Origin of the sequence: Planotetraspora thailandica, from assembly GCF_016863335.1 — a bacterium.
Lineage (GTDB): Bacteria > Actinomycetota > Actinomycetes > Streptosporangiales > Streptosporangiaceae > Planotetraspora > Planotetraspora thailandica.
In genome coordinates this window covers 1-15,470 of the sequence record NZ_BOOR01000049.1, presented here as the reverse complement: position 1 = coordinate 15,470, position 15,470 = coordinate 1, and the positions used below count along the sequence as shown (strand labels likewise).

Annotated in this window: 15 protein-coding genes; 9 read left to right on the top strand and 6 right to left on the bottom strand. The window is 67.8% G+C overall.

Annotated features, from left to right (window positions below):
* The first annotated feature begins 3 nt into the window (after nt 1–3).
* The 3 genes from Pth03_RS28045 to Pth03_RS28035 are packed head-to-tail and all read left to right on the top strand — an operon-like array spanning nt 4 to nt 3,595.
* Complete coding sequence (locus Pth03_RS28045) at nt 4–1,680, top strand: fatty acid CoA ligase family protein (protein WP_203947409.1); 1,677 nt, start codon at nt 4–6, stop codon at nt 1,678–1,680.
* Nucleotides 1,677–2,666: an NAD-dependent epimerase/dehydratase family protein gene (locus Pth03_RS28040; RefSeq protein WP_203947408.1), complete on the top strand. Its 990-nt coding sequence runs from the start codon at nt 1,677–1,679 to the stop codon at nt 2,664–2,666. The genes Pth03_RS28045 and Pth03_RS28040 overlap by 4 nt, the downstream gene beginning before the upstream one ends.
* Nucleotides 2,663–3,595, top strand: coding sequence for an alpha/beta fold hydrolase (locus Pth03_RS28035; protein ID WP_203947407.1), 933 nt, complete (start codon nt 2,663–2,665; stop codon nt 3,593–3,595). Before Pth03_RS28040 ends, Pth03_RS28035 begins: the two co-directional genes overlap by 4 nt.
* A gap of 120 nt (nt 3,596–3,715) precedes the next feature.
* On the opposite strand, the gene Pth03_RS28030 is transcribed toward Pth03_RS28035, so the two are convergent.
* Complete coding sequence (locus Pth03_RS28030) at nt 3,716–3,925, bottom strand: hypothetical protein (RefSeq protein WP_203947406.1); 210 nt, start codon at nt 3,923–3,925, stop codon at nt 3,716–3,718.
* Nucleotides 3,926–4,508: 583 nt separating this feature from the next.
* On the opposite strand from Pth03_RS28030, the gene Pth03_RS28025 reads away from it, so the two are divergent.
* Entirely contained in the window at nt 4,509–5,351 is an 843-nt protein-coding gene (locus Pth03_RS28025) for a nitroreductase/quinone reductase family protein (protein WP_203947405.1), read from the top strand.
* Nucleotides 5,352–5,718: 367 nt separating this feature from the next.
* On the opposite strand, the gene Pth03_RS28020 is transcribed toward Pth03_RS28025, so the two are convergent.
* Nucleotides 5,719–6,333, bottom strand: a complete 615-nt coding sequence (locus tag Pth03_RS28020) for a dihydrofolate reductase family protein (RefSeq protein ID WP_203886291.1) — start codon at nt 6,331–6,333, stop codon at nt 5,719–5,721.
* Here Pth03_RS28020 and Pth03_RS28015 point away from each other — a divergent pair.
* Entirely contained in the window at nt 6,305–6,529 is a 225-nt protein-coding gene (locus Pth03_RS28015) for a hypothetical protein (protein WP_203947404.1), read from the top strand. The genes Pth03_RS28020 and Pth03_RS28015 overlap by 29 nt on opposite strands.
* Nucleotides 6,530–6,619: 90 nt before the next feature.
* Nucleotides 6,620–7,615 carry a WGR domain-containing protein gene (locus tag Pth03_RS28010; RefSeq protein ID WP_203947403.1) on the top strand — a complete coding sequence of 332 codons (996 nt, stop codon included), beginning with the start codon at nt 6,620–6,622 and terminating at the stop codon, nt 7,613–7,615.
* A gap of 674 nt (nt 7,616–8,289) precedes the next feature.
* Here the strand turns inward: Pth03_RS28010 and Pth03_RS28005 are convergent.
* Nucleotides 8,290–9,090, bottom strand: a complete 801-nt coding sequence (locus Pth03_RS28005; RefSeq protein ID WP_203947402.1) for a hypothetical protein — start codon at nt 9,088–9,090, stop codon at nt 8,290–8,292.
* Between the two features lie 593 nt (nt 9,091–9,683).
* Between Pth03_RS28005 and Pth03_RS28000 the strand changes: the two genes are divergently transcribed.
* Together Pth03_RS28000 and Pth03_RS27995 are read left to right on the top strand one after the other, a co-directional pair.
* The gene (locus Pth03_RS28000) at nt 9,684–10,559 is read left to right on the top strand and encodes an LLM class flavin-dependent oxidoreductase (RefSeq protein ID WP_239119424.1); all 876 of its coding nucleotides are present in this window, start codon (nt 9,684–9,686) and stop codon (nt 10,557–10,559) included.
* A 398-nt stretch (nt 10,560–10,957) separates the two neighbouring features.
* Nucleotides 10,958–11,497: a DUF1990 domain-containing protein gene (locus Pth03_RS27995; RefSeq protein ID WP_203947401.1), complete on the top strand. Its 540-nt coding sequence runs from the start codon at nt 10,958–10,960 to the stop codon at nt 11,495–11,497.
* A gap of 113 nt (nt 11,498–11,610) precedes the next feature.
* On the opposite strand, the gene Pth03_RS27990 is transcribed toward Pth03_RS27995, so the two are convergent.
* Entirely contained in the window at nt 11,611–12,045 is a 435-nt protein-coding gene (locus Pth03_RS27990) for an SMI1/KNR4 family protein (RefSeq protein WP_203947400.1), read from the bottom strand.
* Nucleotides 12,046–12,426: 381 nt separating this feature from the next.
* Between Pth03_RS27990 and Pth03_RS27985 the strand changes: the two genes are divergently transcribed.
* Nucleotides 12,427–13,257 carry an SDR family oxidoreductase gene (locus Pth03_RS27985; RefSeq protein WP_203947399.1) on the top strand — a complete coding sequence of 277 codons (831 nt, stop codon included), beginning with the start codon at nt 12,427–12,429 and terminating at the stop codon, nt 13,255–13,257.
* A gap of 368 nt (nt 13,258–13,625) precedes the next feature.
* Here Pth03_RS27985 and Pth03_RS27980 read toward each other — a convergent pair whose 3' ends face one another.
* Nucleotides 13,626–14,891, bottom strand: a complete 1,266-nt coding sequence (locus tag Pth03_RS27980) for a hypothetical protein (protein WP_203947398.1) — start codon at nt 14,889–14,891, stop codon at nt 13,626–13,628.
* A gap of 154 nt (nt 14,892–15,045) precedes the next feature.
* Nucleotides 15,046–15,375, bottom strand: coding sequence for a hypothetical protein (locus Pth03_RS27975; protein WP_203947397.1), 330 nt, complete (start codon nt 15,373–15,375; stop codon nt 15,046–15,048).
* Nucleotides 15,376–15,470 lie beyond the last annotated feature (95 nt).

Below are 15,470 nucleotides of genomic sequence, written 5' to 3'. Positions count from 1 at the left end.
CGGGTGACCGCACAGGCGACCCCGCCGAGTGACTCCGGCCCGGCCGAGCCGGAGAGCGAGCTGACCTTCCGCGCCGAGCGCTGGTTTCGCGAGCAGCCCGACGTGATCGCCTGCCAGGTCGGTGGCCGCACCCCGGAGGCCACCACCTACGGGCAGATGTCGCGGTCGGTGGACCGTACCGTTGCGGCCCTCGCCAGGGCCGGGATCCGCCCGGGCATGCGTACCGGCCTGCTGGTACCGCCGGGTCCGGAACTGGGCGCGCTGGCCGTCGCCCTGTTACGGCTCCGCGCGGTGCCGGTGCTGGTCGATCCCGGGCTGCCGCTCGACGCGATCAAGCGCTGTCTGCGCCAGGCGGCGCCCGAGGCGTTCATCGCGATTCCCGCCGTGCAACTGGCCAGGAGGCTGCTGGGCTGGACCCCTGACGTCCGCGTGTCCATCACGGTCCCCTCGCGGCGGCCCCGCAGCTCGGCATGGCCGTCAGGCGGGCCTGGACGCAGCCTTGGGCCCGGCGAGCCGGGACGGTGGTCCCCCGCCGGCCCCGACGACCTGGCGCTGATCGCCTACACCTCCGGATCCACCGGCCCGCCCAAGGGTGTGCCGCTGCGTCACCGGCACCTGGCCGCGCAGCTCAACCTGCTGGGCGTGCTGGGCACGGTGGAACCGGGAACGCCGGTGTTGTCGACGTTCGTGCCGTTCGCCCTGGGAGCGGCGGCGTTCGGGGCGACCGTGGTGATCCCGGACATGGACCCGCGGCATCCGGTGCGGGTCGACCCGGCCGCCCTGGTCGCCGACATCCAGCGGTATCGCGTGGCCGGGATGTTCGCCGCTCCCGCGCTGCTGGACCGGCTCGCGCGTCACTGCGCCGCCCATGATCTGGTGCTGGACACGCTTGGCGACGTGGTGTCCGCCGGGGCGCCGCTGCCGATGCCGGTGATGGACCGCCTGCGCGGCTGCCTGCGCGTCGACGCGCGGGTGCTGTCGGTGTACGGCGCCACCGAATGCATGCCGGTGGCCGCGATCGAGAGCCGCCTGCTCGCCGAGCACGCCGCGGCCACCGCCGCCGGGGCGGGCACCTGCCTGGGTCCTCCACTCCCGGGCACCGAGGTACGCGTCATCGCCCTCAGCGACGACCCCATCGAACGGTGGAGTGAGGATCTGGTCGTGCCGCCCGGCGCCATCGGGGAGATCACCGTGGCCGCCCCTACCGTCAGTGACCCCTACCTCGACGATCCGGAGGCCACCGCGCTGGCCCGGATCGGCGATGGGGACCGCATCTGGCACCGGATGGGCGACGTCGGCCGGTTCGACGAGCAGGGAAGGCTCTGGTTCGCCGGACGTAAATCAGAACGGGTCCGCACCGCCGGCGGCGACCTGTACACCGACCAGGTCGAACCCGTCTTCGCCGCCGTGCCGGGGGTCCGCCGCACCGCGCTGGTCGGCGTCGGTCCCGCCGGCGGCCAGCGTGCGGTCCTGGTCGTGGAGTGCGAACCGGGATCCCGGGACAACGCTCGCGTGAAGGCCGACATCCTGGACGTCGCGGCCCGCCATCCGCACACCGCCGAGCTCCGGGAGGTGCTGTTCCACCCCGGGTTCCCGGTCGACGCCCGGCACAACAGCAAGATCCGCCGGCACGAGCTCGCCCTGTGGGCCTCGCGGCGTCTCCGGGCAGGCCGATCATGAGGGTCCTGGTGACCGGGGGCGGCGGCTTCCTGGGAGAGGCCGTCTGCCGGCGACTGGCCGCCCGCGGTGACACCGTGCACGCCCTTCAGCGTCACCACAGCCCCGCGCTGGCGGCTCTCGGGGTCACCCAGCACCTGGCCGACGTCCGCGACCGCGCGGCGGTGCTGACCGCCATCGCCGCATGCGAGGCGGTCGTCCACTGCGCCGCGAAGGCCGGCGTACATGGACGGGACCGGGACTACGAGGAGATCAACGTGTCGGGAACGCGGAACGTGCTGGACGCCTGCGCGCGCCACGGGGCACGCCTGGTCCACACGTCCTCACCGAGTGTCGTCCACGACGGGCGGGACCTGGAGGGAGTGGACGAGTCGGCGCCCTACGCCCGCCGTTTTTTCGCCGCCTATCCGCGGACCAAGGCCGAAGCCGAACGGCTCGTCCTCGCCGATGCCGCGGCCGGGCGGGTGACGGCGGTCGCGTTGCGTCCGCATCTCATCTGGGGGCCAGGAGATCCGCACTTCCTGCCCAGGCTGGTGGCACACCGCCGCCTGGTGTGGCTGCTGGGCGAGACCGACAAGACCATCGACACCGTCTACATCGACAACGCCGCCGACGCCCACCTGCTCGCTCTCGACCGGTTACGTCCCGGCTCACCGCAGGCCGGCCGGGCCTACTTCATCACCCAGGGCCAGCCCTGCGGTTTCGGGGAATGGCTCAACCTGCTGCTACGCGCCGCCGGGCTGCCTCCGGTGACACGCCGGGCACCGGTCGGACCGGTCCTGCGGGCGGCCCGGCTGCTGGAGCAGGGTCGCCGGCTACCGTGGACGCGGCACCTGCCCCCGCTGATGTTCCTGGTGGAGCAGGCCTCGACGGCGCACTGGTTCGACATCTCCGCGGCGCGTCGCGATCTCGGCTACGAGCCCCGGGTGAGCATGGCGGAAGGACTGGCCCGGCTCACCGCCCACCTGTCCGCGGGCAGCACCCGGTGACCGAATTCCCGGACTACCCGTTCACCTCCCGGTGGTTCGCCCACCCGCGTCGTGATGGCCTGCGCCAGCACTACCTGGACGAAGGGGCGGGACAGCCGGTGCTGTTCCTGCACGGGAACCCATCCTGGAGTTACCTGTGGCGGCGGCCGATCCTCGCGCTGCGCGAGGAGTTCCGTTGCATCGCTCCCGACCACATCGGCATGGGCCTGTCGGACAAGCCGGGAGCCGACCGTTACCCCTATGACCTGGCCGCCCGCGTGGACGACCTGGACGCCTTGATCGAACACCTCATCACCGGCGGCGGTGCCCCCGAACACGGGTGGACACTCGTCCTGCACGACTGGGGCGGGCCGATCGGCATGGCCTGGGCCTGCCGCCACCCCAGCCGCGTCGCCCGCCTGGTGCTGCTGAACACCGCGGCCTTTCCCAACCCGCACGGCGAACGCGTACGTCCTCTGCTGCGGCTGCCGTTCCGGGTGTTGCGCGACACCCGGCTGGGAACCCGCCTGTTCCTGCGCCACAACCTCTTCGCCCGCGGCGCCACCTGGCGTCCGCTGGGAGTCCGGCGCCGGATGCCCGCTGCGGTGCGCTCGGCGTTCCTGGCCCCCTACGACCGGCCCGAGCACCGCGTGGCCATCCAGCAATTCGTTCAGGACATCCCGTTGCGCCCCGGCGACCCTTCCTGGCCTGTCCTGCAGGGCACCGGCGCGTCGCTGGCGCAGTTCGCCGACCGGCCCATGCTGATCGCCTGGGGGCTGAGCGACCCGGTCTTCGACCGTGCCGTGCTGGGCGAATGGCGGCGGCGTTTTCCCGCCGCCCGGACTCGCCTGTATCACGGCGCAGGCCACTACCTGCTGGAAGACGCCCACGCCGACCTCGTCCCCGCTATCCGCTCGTTTCTGCGCACCCCGCCTCGTACCGATGGCTGACACGAGGCTCGTCAATGAAGGAGTTCCTTGTCAGACGATAAGACGGCAGCACCCGTTGTCCAGCAACGAGGATCGAGGTCCCCCGCGCTGAAGGACGCTCCCAGCATTCCTTGCGTTGCTTCAGTGAGCGGCGTCCAGAGGGATTTCTGCTTCTGCCTCGGCTAGGCGGCGCGCGACGATCAGCATTCCGTCTACGGCCCTGCGGTCTTGGTCGTCGATGGCAACGCCGGTCGGCGTGACGTCCGGTCGTTCGAGTACGGCGGCTACGAACGAGGCCGAGCCCCGTCGATGCTCGAGGTCCAGTCGCAGGTAGGTCTTGAGCGAGGGCACGGCCTTCGCTCCCAGACCATGCAGGGCGACGATCGCCAGAGGCGGCGCTGTCAGCGTCCCTAGCGAGGTCTCCAGGCTTCCAGCAGCGCAGCCTCTAGGCGCTGAGTCCGACCAGACGCGAGCCAAGCGCCCATGACGCGCGGCCGCCCGTGCGACGCCAGCAGCTCAGCGACTTCGTCGTCGGTCGTCCCTCGCGCCACTTCGCGCAGCGTGTCGAACGGGACGTCACGCCTTAGTGCATTCAGGCCCATCATCGCCAAGTAGAACGGCAAGACGCACCGCCGCTCCAGATCTGTCAATCCCGACACAGCCTTAAGCTAGGGCACGCACCTCGCGGGGAGCGTCGTACGTCGTGCGCTCACCGGCATGAGCGTGATAAAGGCCTCGTTTCGTGGGTTGTCATTGTCGACGACATGCCAGTACGGTTGATCATGTGACTGCCGGGTCGGCCCTTGGCCATTACCGAGTGAGGCACCCGGCCCAGGCTTGATCGCTGGCCGGGCCCGCAGCCCGCCGTTTGCCTTTCTGTCTTCCTTCCCTCGCCCGTCCAGCGGGCCCCTTAAGGCTGAGCAGAAAGCAACATATGCCGAACGATTTCAACCAGCACGTCATCGACGAGTTCCGCGCCAACCAGGGACGGGTCGGCGGCCCGTTCGAGGGCGGCCGACTGATCCTGTTGACCACCAAGGGCGCCCGGACCGGCGCACTGCATACGAACCCGGTCGGTTACCTTCCCGACGGCGGGGACCAGATCCTCATCATCGCCTCGGCTGGTGGCGCAGCGAAACACCCGGACTGGTTCCACAACCTGATCGCCGACCCCCGGGTCACGGTCGAGGACGGCACCTTCATCTACGAGGCCGAGGCCACCGTCCTCGACGGCGACGAGCGCGATCGCGTCTTCGCCCGCGCCGCCGAGGCCGATCCGGGCTGGGCTGCCTACCAAGCCAAGACGGCGCGCGTCATCCCGGTGGTCGCTCTGCGGAACGTCTCCAGCGGACCGCCGAACACGAACGCACCGTCGTGGGGCGCGGCCCTCAAACTGATCCACGACGCGTTCCGCGGTGAACTGGCGAGGATCCGCAAGGAGATCGCCACATCCGGGCCTACCCTTGGCGCGCAACTGCGCGTGAACTGCTTGTCCGCCTGCCACGGCCTGCAGATCCACCACACCGGCGAAGACCGGGGAATCTTCCCGTTCCTGGAGCGGAACCGACCAGAGATCTCGCCCACGCTGGACCGCCTACGCGCCGAACACGAGCGACTGGCAACACTCCTGGCCGACCTGCAGGCGGCCGTCTCAACAGTGGACGCCGACCCGGCAACGGTATGCCGGGAAGTCGAGCGCCTGACAGCCGAACTTGAGAACCACCTGACCTACGAGGAGGAACAACTCATCCCGTTGCTCGACGCGACTGCGCCCTAACCACGACGGCTCTTCGGCACGATCCGGAGGGATCTGCGTCGTCATCCGACCAGATCCCTCCTGCCGAAGTACCTCGCGCGGGCCGCATGAGGCCGTACCAAGATGCGGGCTCAAACCCGTTCTCCATTCGCCGGGCCGACGAGGTTCGGAAACGGTCACGATCATGACGGCGCGGACAGGCGTACTGCATCGCGAACGTCCTCACTTCGGCATGCGCGCGCGACTCGCGACATGAGAGTGAACCCAGTAGTCCGGCATCCGCCTACCTGGTCTCTCGGCTCACTCTGCCCAGGTGGGGCGCCATCGGACGATCACATCGCCGACCACCGGATGTGGCGCCGCTACGGCGATCCTCCCGAGAAGGCCACTACTTCCCGCCGGGCACCTGGTCCTTGACCTCGTCGTAGCCGACCTTGGTGGGTGCCTCGGTCGGCGAGTAGATCACGCGGATCACGCCCGTCGGAAACGCCTCCGTCGCCGTCATTCTCAGGTGGTACGGCGCTTCGCCGTCGTCGAACAGCCTGCGGCCCTTACGCGCCGCCACCGGGTGCACCAGCAGGCGCAGCTCATCGACCAGCCCCGCGGCGAGCAACTGCTGCACCACGGAGATCGAGCCGGGGATGAGGATGCCTCTGATGCCGGCATCGGCCTTGAGCGAGGTGACGGCATCGAGTAGATCGCCTTTGATCAGCTCGGAGTTGCGCCAGGAGAACTCCAGCGGCTGGCGCGAGACGACCACCTTGCGCACGTCCCCGAGTTGCTTGGCGAACGGTGCGTCGTCCCCACCCGCCGCCTCGCGGTCGGGCCAGGCTCCGGCGAAGCTGTCGTAGGTCTCCCTGCCGATGAGCAGCACATCAGCGGTGTCATAATCCTCGCCCACGGCGCGGCCCATGTTCTCGTCGAAATAGGGGAAGTGCCAATCGGGGTTGATCTCGGCCACACCGTCGGCCGAGATGAACAGCGTGGAGATGACCTTTGCCATCGTGGTGATCCCTTCGAGTCAGGCGGTATCGGTAGGTAGACCGGCGCAGCATCCCAAACTCATCGCCGGCCACAGACCCGTCCCGATGGAGAGTCGGCATTTCGAGGTCGGCGTGATGCATCGGCACAGTTTCGCCGACCGGATGCAGATGGGCGACCGGGTTCCTCGAGCCCTGTCGTTCTGTCCCGACCGGTGATGCGTTCAAGGGATCTCGATCAGTCCGGACCATCTGCGGCATGAGCGTGCGTCGTTGGTAGGGTCCCTGAGGCAGGAAGGCGGGCCTCGGGTGGAAAATTGGCGGCGGTTCGAGCGGGTCCAAGACGGCGCCTGTGAGTTCTGGCAGATTCGTCAGGAAGGCATCCGCTGCCACATCAGCTGGGGCAGTGACGGTAGCCGTCGTGGCGGGTCGACGACCGTGGCACTGCTGGATGAGCGTCACGCGAAGTCCCACGTCGAGAAGAAGATCAGGGGGCAGCTTCGCAAGGGTTTCCTTGAGGTGGCCGGGCTACCTGCACCGATCGGCGACCCGGACGCGCTCGTGGTGGAGACCATTGCCGACGCGCAAGCGAAGCCGGCTTACGGGCTTCCCCGACCTCAGTATCGGCCCGTGGATGGGTTCCGTGACGTCGTTTGCCACGCGCGAATCCATCCGGAGTCTCCGGGTAGGGGGTTCTACCACTACCTGGTTTTGCGTGACGAAGGCCGCAGCGCTCTCGCGTTCAATGTCCGCGAATCGTCACATCGGCCGGAGGCCGTCGCGGGGTTCCTGGAGACGGTCGTTACCGTTCGTGACCTGCCCTTCGACGGGCAACCGCACCACAAGATCGCCCTTGCCCGTCCAGTAGGGCCGTTCAGCCACGCGCTGCTGTGCTCGCCCGCGCTGGGTCAAGCCGCCGTCGCGTACCCGACGATCGCGGCCAGGGTGGCCACCGCTTTCCCGATCTATGACTGCGAGATCGGCGACGCCGATGCGGAGGTCTTCGTCGACGCCCGGATCCGCGGGCATGGGGCGTTGCCGTACAGCGACTGGGCCCGTCGACCACATCCGGTCGTCGACCTGCGCTTCGATATCCAAGGCCCCCACCCCGAGCGCGATCGCACCTTCAAGGTGTACCAACGCGTCCGCCTGGACACCCTGATGCCCAAGCTCGCGGCAGCTGCACCCGACAGTTGGCTGGAAGTCCGGTCCTTTCGCGGTGAGATCCGCCGGCTGACCCCAACCAATCTCGCTGCCCCTAGTGACCTAGACAGATTCCTGCTCGACTCCCAACCGGCGATATAGCTGCCCCGGCGGGACTAGCAACGCCCTCATCTCGGCATGAGCGGGCGGCGCTGATGTGGCGACGGACACTCACAGGAAGGTGGTCGAACTACGATCGGCGGCACGCCGAACCTGCTCGACGTGGTCACCCACCTTAATGACATCCCTGACGGGAACAGATTCGAGGGAGCGGGACCAACCATCTTCGCTCGTCGCCCATGGGCACCGGAGTCCGATGCTCTCGTTCTCCGAGACCAGGCCGTTGACTGCATGGCGTCGACTGCTCCAGACCACGCCTATCTGCTGGAGGTCGACATCGCTCACGAGGTAGTGGAGGTCTGGAGCGCATGGAGGGACGGGGCCACACCGACACCCGAGGAGGCAACGCTGGCGATCATCTACTACGCAAAGCACGACGCTTACCAGCCCGTCGTATAGGTAAGGTCCGACGCCAGACGTCCACTCGCCAGCATGGTTGTATCCACGCGACTCGCGGCAGAAGAGGATGCTTCTGGGAGCGGAGCGGTCGATCAGCGTGTCGGATCGCCTCACCACGGCCGTAGTGACTGGGATGGATCGCCTGCCTCGACGGTGCGTAGCTGAGCCGCAATCGCCTGCTGTCCGCCAAAGCGTGCCAAGCCAGAGCGAGCCGGTGGTCCGTGGTGACAGTTCGCGACGGGATCGCGGTCGTTACCTCATCGTCTGGCGGCCGGTTGCACGATGTCCGGACCGCCGGTGTGCGGCGTTGGAAAGTACCCGGGGTGCGGCTCCGGCAGCGCCGCCACACACGCCACGGAGCATGCATTCACCAGGAACGGCAGCACGTCGGTGCCCACCAGGCGAGAGATCCAGACCTGGTGAAGCTCACCTTGGACCGGCCCGTCGCAGATGCTGCAGGTCCGCACCGCGTCGGCGCCCCACATGCCCGGGTCGAGCGCTGTGAAGTCTGCCTCTCCTACGCCAGTCACCGGCCGCAGCTTCGGAAACGGCGGCCGGAACTTGAAATTGCCGTAGAGGACGCGCGTGCTCACCGTGCTGTCGGCCAACTTGGCGCATCTGGTCAGCTCATACGGGTACCAATGCAGTCTGTGGGAGGTGTAGGGCTCGAAGACCTCAAGGCTCGTCATGGCCCCGATCTCGGGCGGGATGCGAACCAGATTTGTGCCGTAGAGCACCAGATGTTTGACGGCGGTCAGCTTCGCGATCGCTGGCGGTAGCGTGACAATCTGCCGCCGCTCGGGAGCGCTCAGATCCACGAACGGCTTGAATACCGTCCGTCCATCCGCAACCGCCTCGTCGATCAGCGCAAGCAGATGCTGCCAGCCCGCCGCCTCGGTATCCTGCCGGTCCCCGTGGAAGGAGACGGTCGCAGGCCGGGTCGCGACCGAGTGGCCGACGCACCGGCAATGATCGCGGGCAGGCCCGCCCGCACTGGGTCCGACTGCATCCGCAAAACGGTTGGGAAACAGCTGCGGCGTGATCTCGTCTGCCCCCATGGGGGGAGCATACCGGGACCTCATCGACCTGACATGCACGCACATCGGCACGTCCGGGCGCCGACTCGATCCGCTCACCATGACACCCCATAGCGCGCGGTCGGCGGCATGAGAGAGCGCGGATCGCGGCATGTGCGTGCGTTCTCAGCGCAGATGAGCCAGCGGGCGCTGGGCGCTGGTCCAGAGCCTTCGCCTTCCTGATTGCGGATCTGCTGGTCGGTTGCTGTGTTGAGGGTCGTCATGGGTGGGCGGTCGTCAGTGGGGCAAGTGGATCACCCGCTGGAAAGCCTGGTAACGCCGAGACCTCGCGCCTTGGGAGGCGCCCAATGGTGAGCTTGCCGTGCTCCGGCCGGTCGTCGACATCGATGGCGGTTCAGCTCCGGACCTGACCCCAAGCGATGCCATTCGCGCGGCTCCGACCGCTGCTGGCGGACGCGGGCCTTCGCCGCCCTGGCGACCATGATCAACAAATCTCTGCTGGCGATCGGCCGAACTCCTCGCAGGTGCCGGTTCGGTCACGCTGACGCCCGGTGCGTGGCGATGCCCTCGTCGTTTGTGCGAACCCGGCTTACTGTGCGTTGGTGAGGATTGGTGTGACGCTGCCGATGTCCATGTCGGACGGGCCGGGTCGGATGCCGGGCTGGGCCGAGGTGTGTGCACTGGCTCTGCACGCGGAATCAGCGGGTCTGGATTCGGTGTGGGTCTGTGACCATCTGGTGAGTGAGCCGGCAGGGCACCCACCGGAAGGCGTGTTGGAGGCATGGACCATCTTGTCCGCGCTGGCCGCGTCCACCCGGCGGGTGACGGTGGGCACGCTGGTGACCTGCAGTTCGTTTCGGCATCCGGCGCTGCTGGCCAAGATGGCGGCAACGGTCGACGCGATCAGCGGTGGACGCCTTGTGCTCGGGCTCGGCGCCGGGTTCCCCGGCCTCGAGTACGAAGCGTACGGCTTCCCGGACGATCATCGCCTTGCTCGCTTCGAGGAGACGTTGGAGATCGTCGGTGGGCTGCTGGGCGGCGCCGTCGTCACCACGTCCGGCCGGTTCCACCAGTTGCGCAATGCGCTGCTGCTGCCACCGCCCGACCGACGGATACCACTGCTGGTCGCCGGTGGCGGCCCGCGCATGCTGCGCTTGGCCGCCCGCCACGCCCAAGCCTGGACCACCGCCTGGCATGGCGCGCCCGATGACCGGCTGCGTGCACAGCTTGCCGCGATGGCGCAGGCACTGGCCGACGAGGGCCGAGAAGCGGGCTCGCTACGCGTCATGGTGGGCGTGTCCGTGACCGATCCCGACCACACGGGCGTGGACGACAACGACGGCGCGTTCGTCGGCTCACCCGACGATCTGGCCCGCGTCATCGATGAATACGCCATGCTGGGCGTCGACGAGCTGATCGTCGCGCTGACGCCTAGGACCAGGCGGTCCGTGGATCGGCTGGTCCGTGCGCTCACCCTGCGGACAATCTGACCAGGTCGCCGGTGTCCTGTCGCGGACTTGCCGAAGCCGGCCACGCGTCGCCCAGTCCGACTTCGGGTGGACACGACCTTGCTCCTCGGTCCGTTGACAGCCAGCCTGGCGGCCATGGTTCCACCGCCGTCCGCCGTCCTCGCATGAGACTCGCATGAGGTTGACGTGCCCACAGTGGCCAAAGCGAGAACAGCAATGGCTTGATCGCACCCTTTGAAACATCCTGACATCGGCAAAGTCGCGTGTTGACTATTCGAAGATCAACGCGCGATCAGCGGCAGAAGAGCGCGCGCCGCTACGCGGCATGACCGTGTGCTGGGCCGACGCGCTGGACTGCCCACTGTGGCGGATGAGCATGTTCGACCGGCTGTCGGGCTCGCGCGCCGAGAATTGTAGTCATGAGAATCCTGCGTGCGTCGCGCGGCGGTGCGGCACTACGGCAAGCACGTCTGACCTACCGAGAACAGGGCGCCACGCGTGACGCGCTTCCGGCCGGTTACCACCACGTCTATCGCCGCGCACTGGTGGGCGTTGGCCAAGTCGCCTTCGAACGGGCCGCACACGCGCTGTCCCACTGGGACATGCACCGCCGAGCGGGACTCGGCGTAACCACGTCCGCCCCCGTAGCCGTCCCCGGTAGCGTCGTCCTGTTGACCATCAGGTGGCGTTGGCTGAGCATCAGCGCGCCGTGCCGCGTCGTGTACGCGGTGGAGGAGCCAAACCGTCGTGGGTTTGCCTACGGCACCCTTCCAGGCCACCCCGAATGCGGCGAGGAAGCATTCTTCGTCGAACGGACCCCGGAGGACCAGGTCTGGCTCGACATCCGCGCGTTCTCGCGTCCTGCCCGCCTGCTCAGCCGTCTCGGCGGACCGATGACCCGCAAGGTACAGTCCCTGGTCACCGACCGCTACATCGATGCTCTGCGTGATGAACGCTGACCTCTCGCAATCGCGCGGTACACGCACTCACCCCACGGCCAGAGCACATCGCGGCAGATGAGGATGCGTTGGACTTGCCGAACGTCTGGTCAGGCACCAGGAGCGGGCGGGGGTCAAAACTCGTAGGCGTCGCCGCCGGATACCCCCGCTGGCAGCGCCTTGTTGCCTCCGTCAGCCAGGAGCGCTTGAAGCAACTCGACGACCGTCGTCGCGAGAACCGGCATCTCACCGAGCACACCGTACGTGTCCCACGCTGCGGCATAGCAGCGTCCCGCTCGCTCGGGCGACAGGTCCATCACCACATGCGGCTCGGTCGACAGCCCCTCGCCCCCGTCCACGATCACGTAGCAGTTGTTCGTCAGATCTGTGGGATCTTCCTCTGCAACCTGCTGAGCGACCTCCGGCGTCAGCAATCGCGGACTGGCGGGCACGAAATCACCAGGCCCACACACGCGCCGCGGAAAAGGGGCGTCTTCGAACAGGAGCGCCCCGCCGCATAGCTCGTACAGTTGCCGCAGATCTTCGGGAAGCACGATGTTGCCGGACATGGCGGCAGACCCACTGCTGGGGACCACGTGGCACCCCGGCCGACCAGCGATCTCGCGCAACACTTCAGCCAAGGCAGTCAGGGAACCTTCTGACGACGTCACCGCATGATCGTATGAGCGCCGGCTGCCCCAGTACCGACGGGCGGCGCCCGCTCGGCGGCAAATGAGTGCGCCGGGCACGGAAATCAGAGATACCTGAAGGCTGGCACGTCTTCAGGCGCTTGCCACATGTACGAGGGCAGACGCGTTCGCTCGACGGAGGGATTGCTCGTCGCGCTCGTGTGTCTTGGGCACGTCTGCTGACGGCGTCGAGCCACACCTGGTACCCGAGGCGTCGCCGTGGAGAGAATGGCGCTGCGGCAAGTAGATCCGGGAGGGTCGATGACCACAATGTCCGGCAAGGTGTGTCTGGTGACCGGCGGGACCAGCGGGATTGGCCGGGAGACGGCGGCCCGGCTGGCCGAGCTGGGGGCCACCGTGGTCGTCGTCGGGCGCGACGTCGAGCGAGGGCGAGCGGCCGTAAAGGAGATCCGGCATCGGGCGCCCAGCGCCGAGGTGGACCTCCTGACGGCCGACATGTCGAGCCTGGCCGAAGTGCGCCGACTGGCCGCCGAGGTGCTGGAGAAGTACCACCGGCTCGACGTGCTCGACAACAACGCCGGTGTGATCATGCTCAAGCAGCAGTTCACGGTCGACGGCTACGAGACCATGTTCGCCGTCAACCATCTGGCGCCGTTCCTGCTGACCAGCCTGCTGCGGGAACGGCTGGTAGGCAGCGCGCCGGCCCGCGTGATCACGGTTTCGTCCAATGTGCATCGCTCGGCCAAGCAGATTCCCTGGGACGAACTGGCCCGCGGCGAGCCGAGCTACCCGCTGTCGAAACTGGCGAACGTCCTGTTCACAGCCGAGCTGGCCAAGCGCCTGACCGGCACCGGCGTGGTCGCCAACTGCCTGCACCCGGGCCTCATCCGCACCCAGTTGGGCCGCGAGGTCCGCGGCATCGCGAAGCTCCTCGTCGCGGCCGCCAAGCCCTTCATGGGTACCGTCCAGACCGGCGCGGCCACCCCGGTCCACCTGGCCAGCGCCCCAGAGGCGGCCGAGGTCACCGGAGGCTACTTCTTCCGCGGCAAGCAGATCGAGCCGAGCTCCCTGGCCCGCGACCCCGAGGCGGCCGCGCGTCTATGGACCCTCAGCGAGGAGCTGGTGGCGTAAGCCGAGCCAAGATCGTCGCCATGTGGCGCGCTCGCCAGACTTGTGATCAATGGCCTGCTGAGCGGCGTACGGACCGTGACGATCGACGTGAGCCGCAGCACCGCCTCAGCGGCATGAGCGTGCACCCGATCATGGAGGATCGCGGCTCCGGCCGCCTACACCGTTGATTCCAGTCCTTCGTCGGGTTCGACCGGGCGACGTAGCCGTGGTCAGCGTTGGCTCACGGCTCAGCGCAAGTCGATCTCGACATGGTGTGCCGCGAGCATGCCCAGCAAATACTCCAAGGTGATCGCCGGACCCAACTGGCGCCGGTCGTGGGTCTTGCGCGTTGCCCTCCTCTCGTCGGTCTAGCGCTAGGGACGTGTGGGTCAGAACGGGGGTTGCTCACTCCACTCCCGCGCTGCTGAGGTCAAGGACTCGTCCCAGGTGTAGGTCGGTTGCTCGGAGAGACACCAGCTGAGGTGGTGCTGGACCCAGGGGTCGGTCTCGGTCTCCTGCAGGTCGCGCAGCAGGGGGTGAAGGTGGGTAAGGCCGAACCAGCGGACCACGGCAACTCCGTGCGAACGAGGAAGCGGGTCCGCGTCGCCCAGGAGTCCACCGACCACGTCGTCGAGCAGGTCTTGCCGGAGGTTTTCCCGCCTGAACTCCCAAGGCTGCCGGGCCAGCTGGTACGCCGCCCGTCGGCGCCGTTCGAGATCGTGGCACGCCAGTTCCGGCAGCACATCGGTGAAGGTGAGTCTGCGCAGGACGCCGAGTGCGTTGAGGTCCGGTGGGGTACACGACCTGGCGTACCGCGCGACATCGTCCGCGATCGCCTCGGCGTTGTCCAGCCGGCGCTGGTGCTTGTGTCTTTGCCACCTCAGTAGATCCCACACCTCGGCGCGCACGGTGGCGTCCACGTCGGTGGTCATGGTGCCGACCAGAGCAGTCCAGGCGCTGTCGCTGATTGCAGGTAGCTGCAGCAGCGAATTCCCGGCCCGGGCCCGCCGCTCTGGTGATGGATCATCGGCGAGCACGGCGACCAGCTCGGGTTCCTCCAGCGGGAGCCGCTCACCGAACCAGCCGACGTCGTATCCGGCAATAGCCTCGTCCAGCCACCGCTCATACCAGGCGAGAAAGTCGGTGTCCTCGACCACGTACGGGCCGACCGGTCCCTCGTAGTCGAGGTTGAGCAAACGCCCTCGTGCCGGTCCCGTTACGATCAACTGGGTGCCGAGGGAACATCCATGATCGGCGATCCGCAGCGTGCCCCGCAGGAAGATCCGATCCGGGCCCGGCGGGTCCTCATACCGCTGGTCCCAATCGTCGAGGTAACGCGGCCCGGGCAGGTACGGACTGGGCTGAGCCAGGTGCCCCGACCGGCGACGCGCACAGCACGAGGCGCTGAGGCGGCACAGCCCGTAGCCCGGCCCGGCACCGCCGTCGCCCAATTCGGTGACGAACAACCGATACGCCGGGGGAAGCGTCACCTCGTGCCGCTCCTCAAACTCGGCCACTACGGCCTCGAACAACGGCGCACCGAGCTTGAACCCATGCGCTTCTACGCCGAAAGCCTTCGGCGGCACGAGCATGGCACGCGCCGCCGCGAGCTTGCCGGCGATCCGCCCCAACCGGACATGATCGGCATCAAACACCCGCCCAGCCTACGAACGGTTCCGTAGGCAGAGCTAACCCGGCGCACTCAACTCGGCAAAGTCGGACGACGGCGCAACAGTCGAAGACCGCGCGATTCGCGGCATGAGCGCATGTTGGCGATAGTGATGTAGCGGTCCACGCAGAAGTCACGCCTCAACGTCGACCTTGCTGCGAACGTGCAGCTGCGACCAAGGCCAACACACCCGCGCCGAGAATGGGAAGACCGATCGACAGGATGCCGAGAATTCCCAGCACCGTCAGGACCGTGCCCGCCACCGCCAGCGCCAACCCCCGTCGGGGTGCCGCGCGGGCTGCACCGTAGATCGCAAGAAGTGCGGCCGCGGCCAGTCCGCCGAGGAACCAGGCCACCGCCTGGTCGCCTTGCTGAAGTATGAGCCCCACGTAGAGGCCCATCATGACCAGGGCGATCAGAGCCGCGATCGCTGCCAGAGGATCCCAACCGTCACGCAATCCGGACATCATGATTCATCGTCGCACTCAATGGTGCTCATCGAAAATGTCATGCAGAGAACGTCAATGCATCGGCATAACCGCGTGCTCGCGGCAGAAGGGCGCGC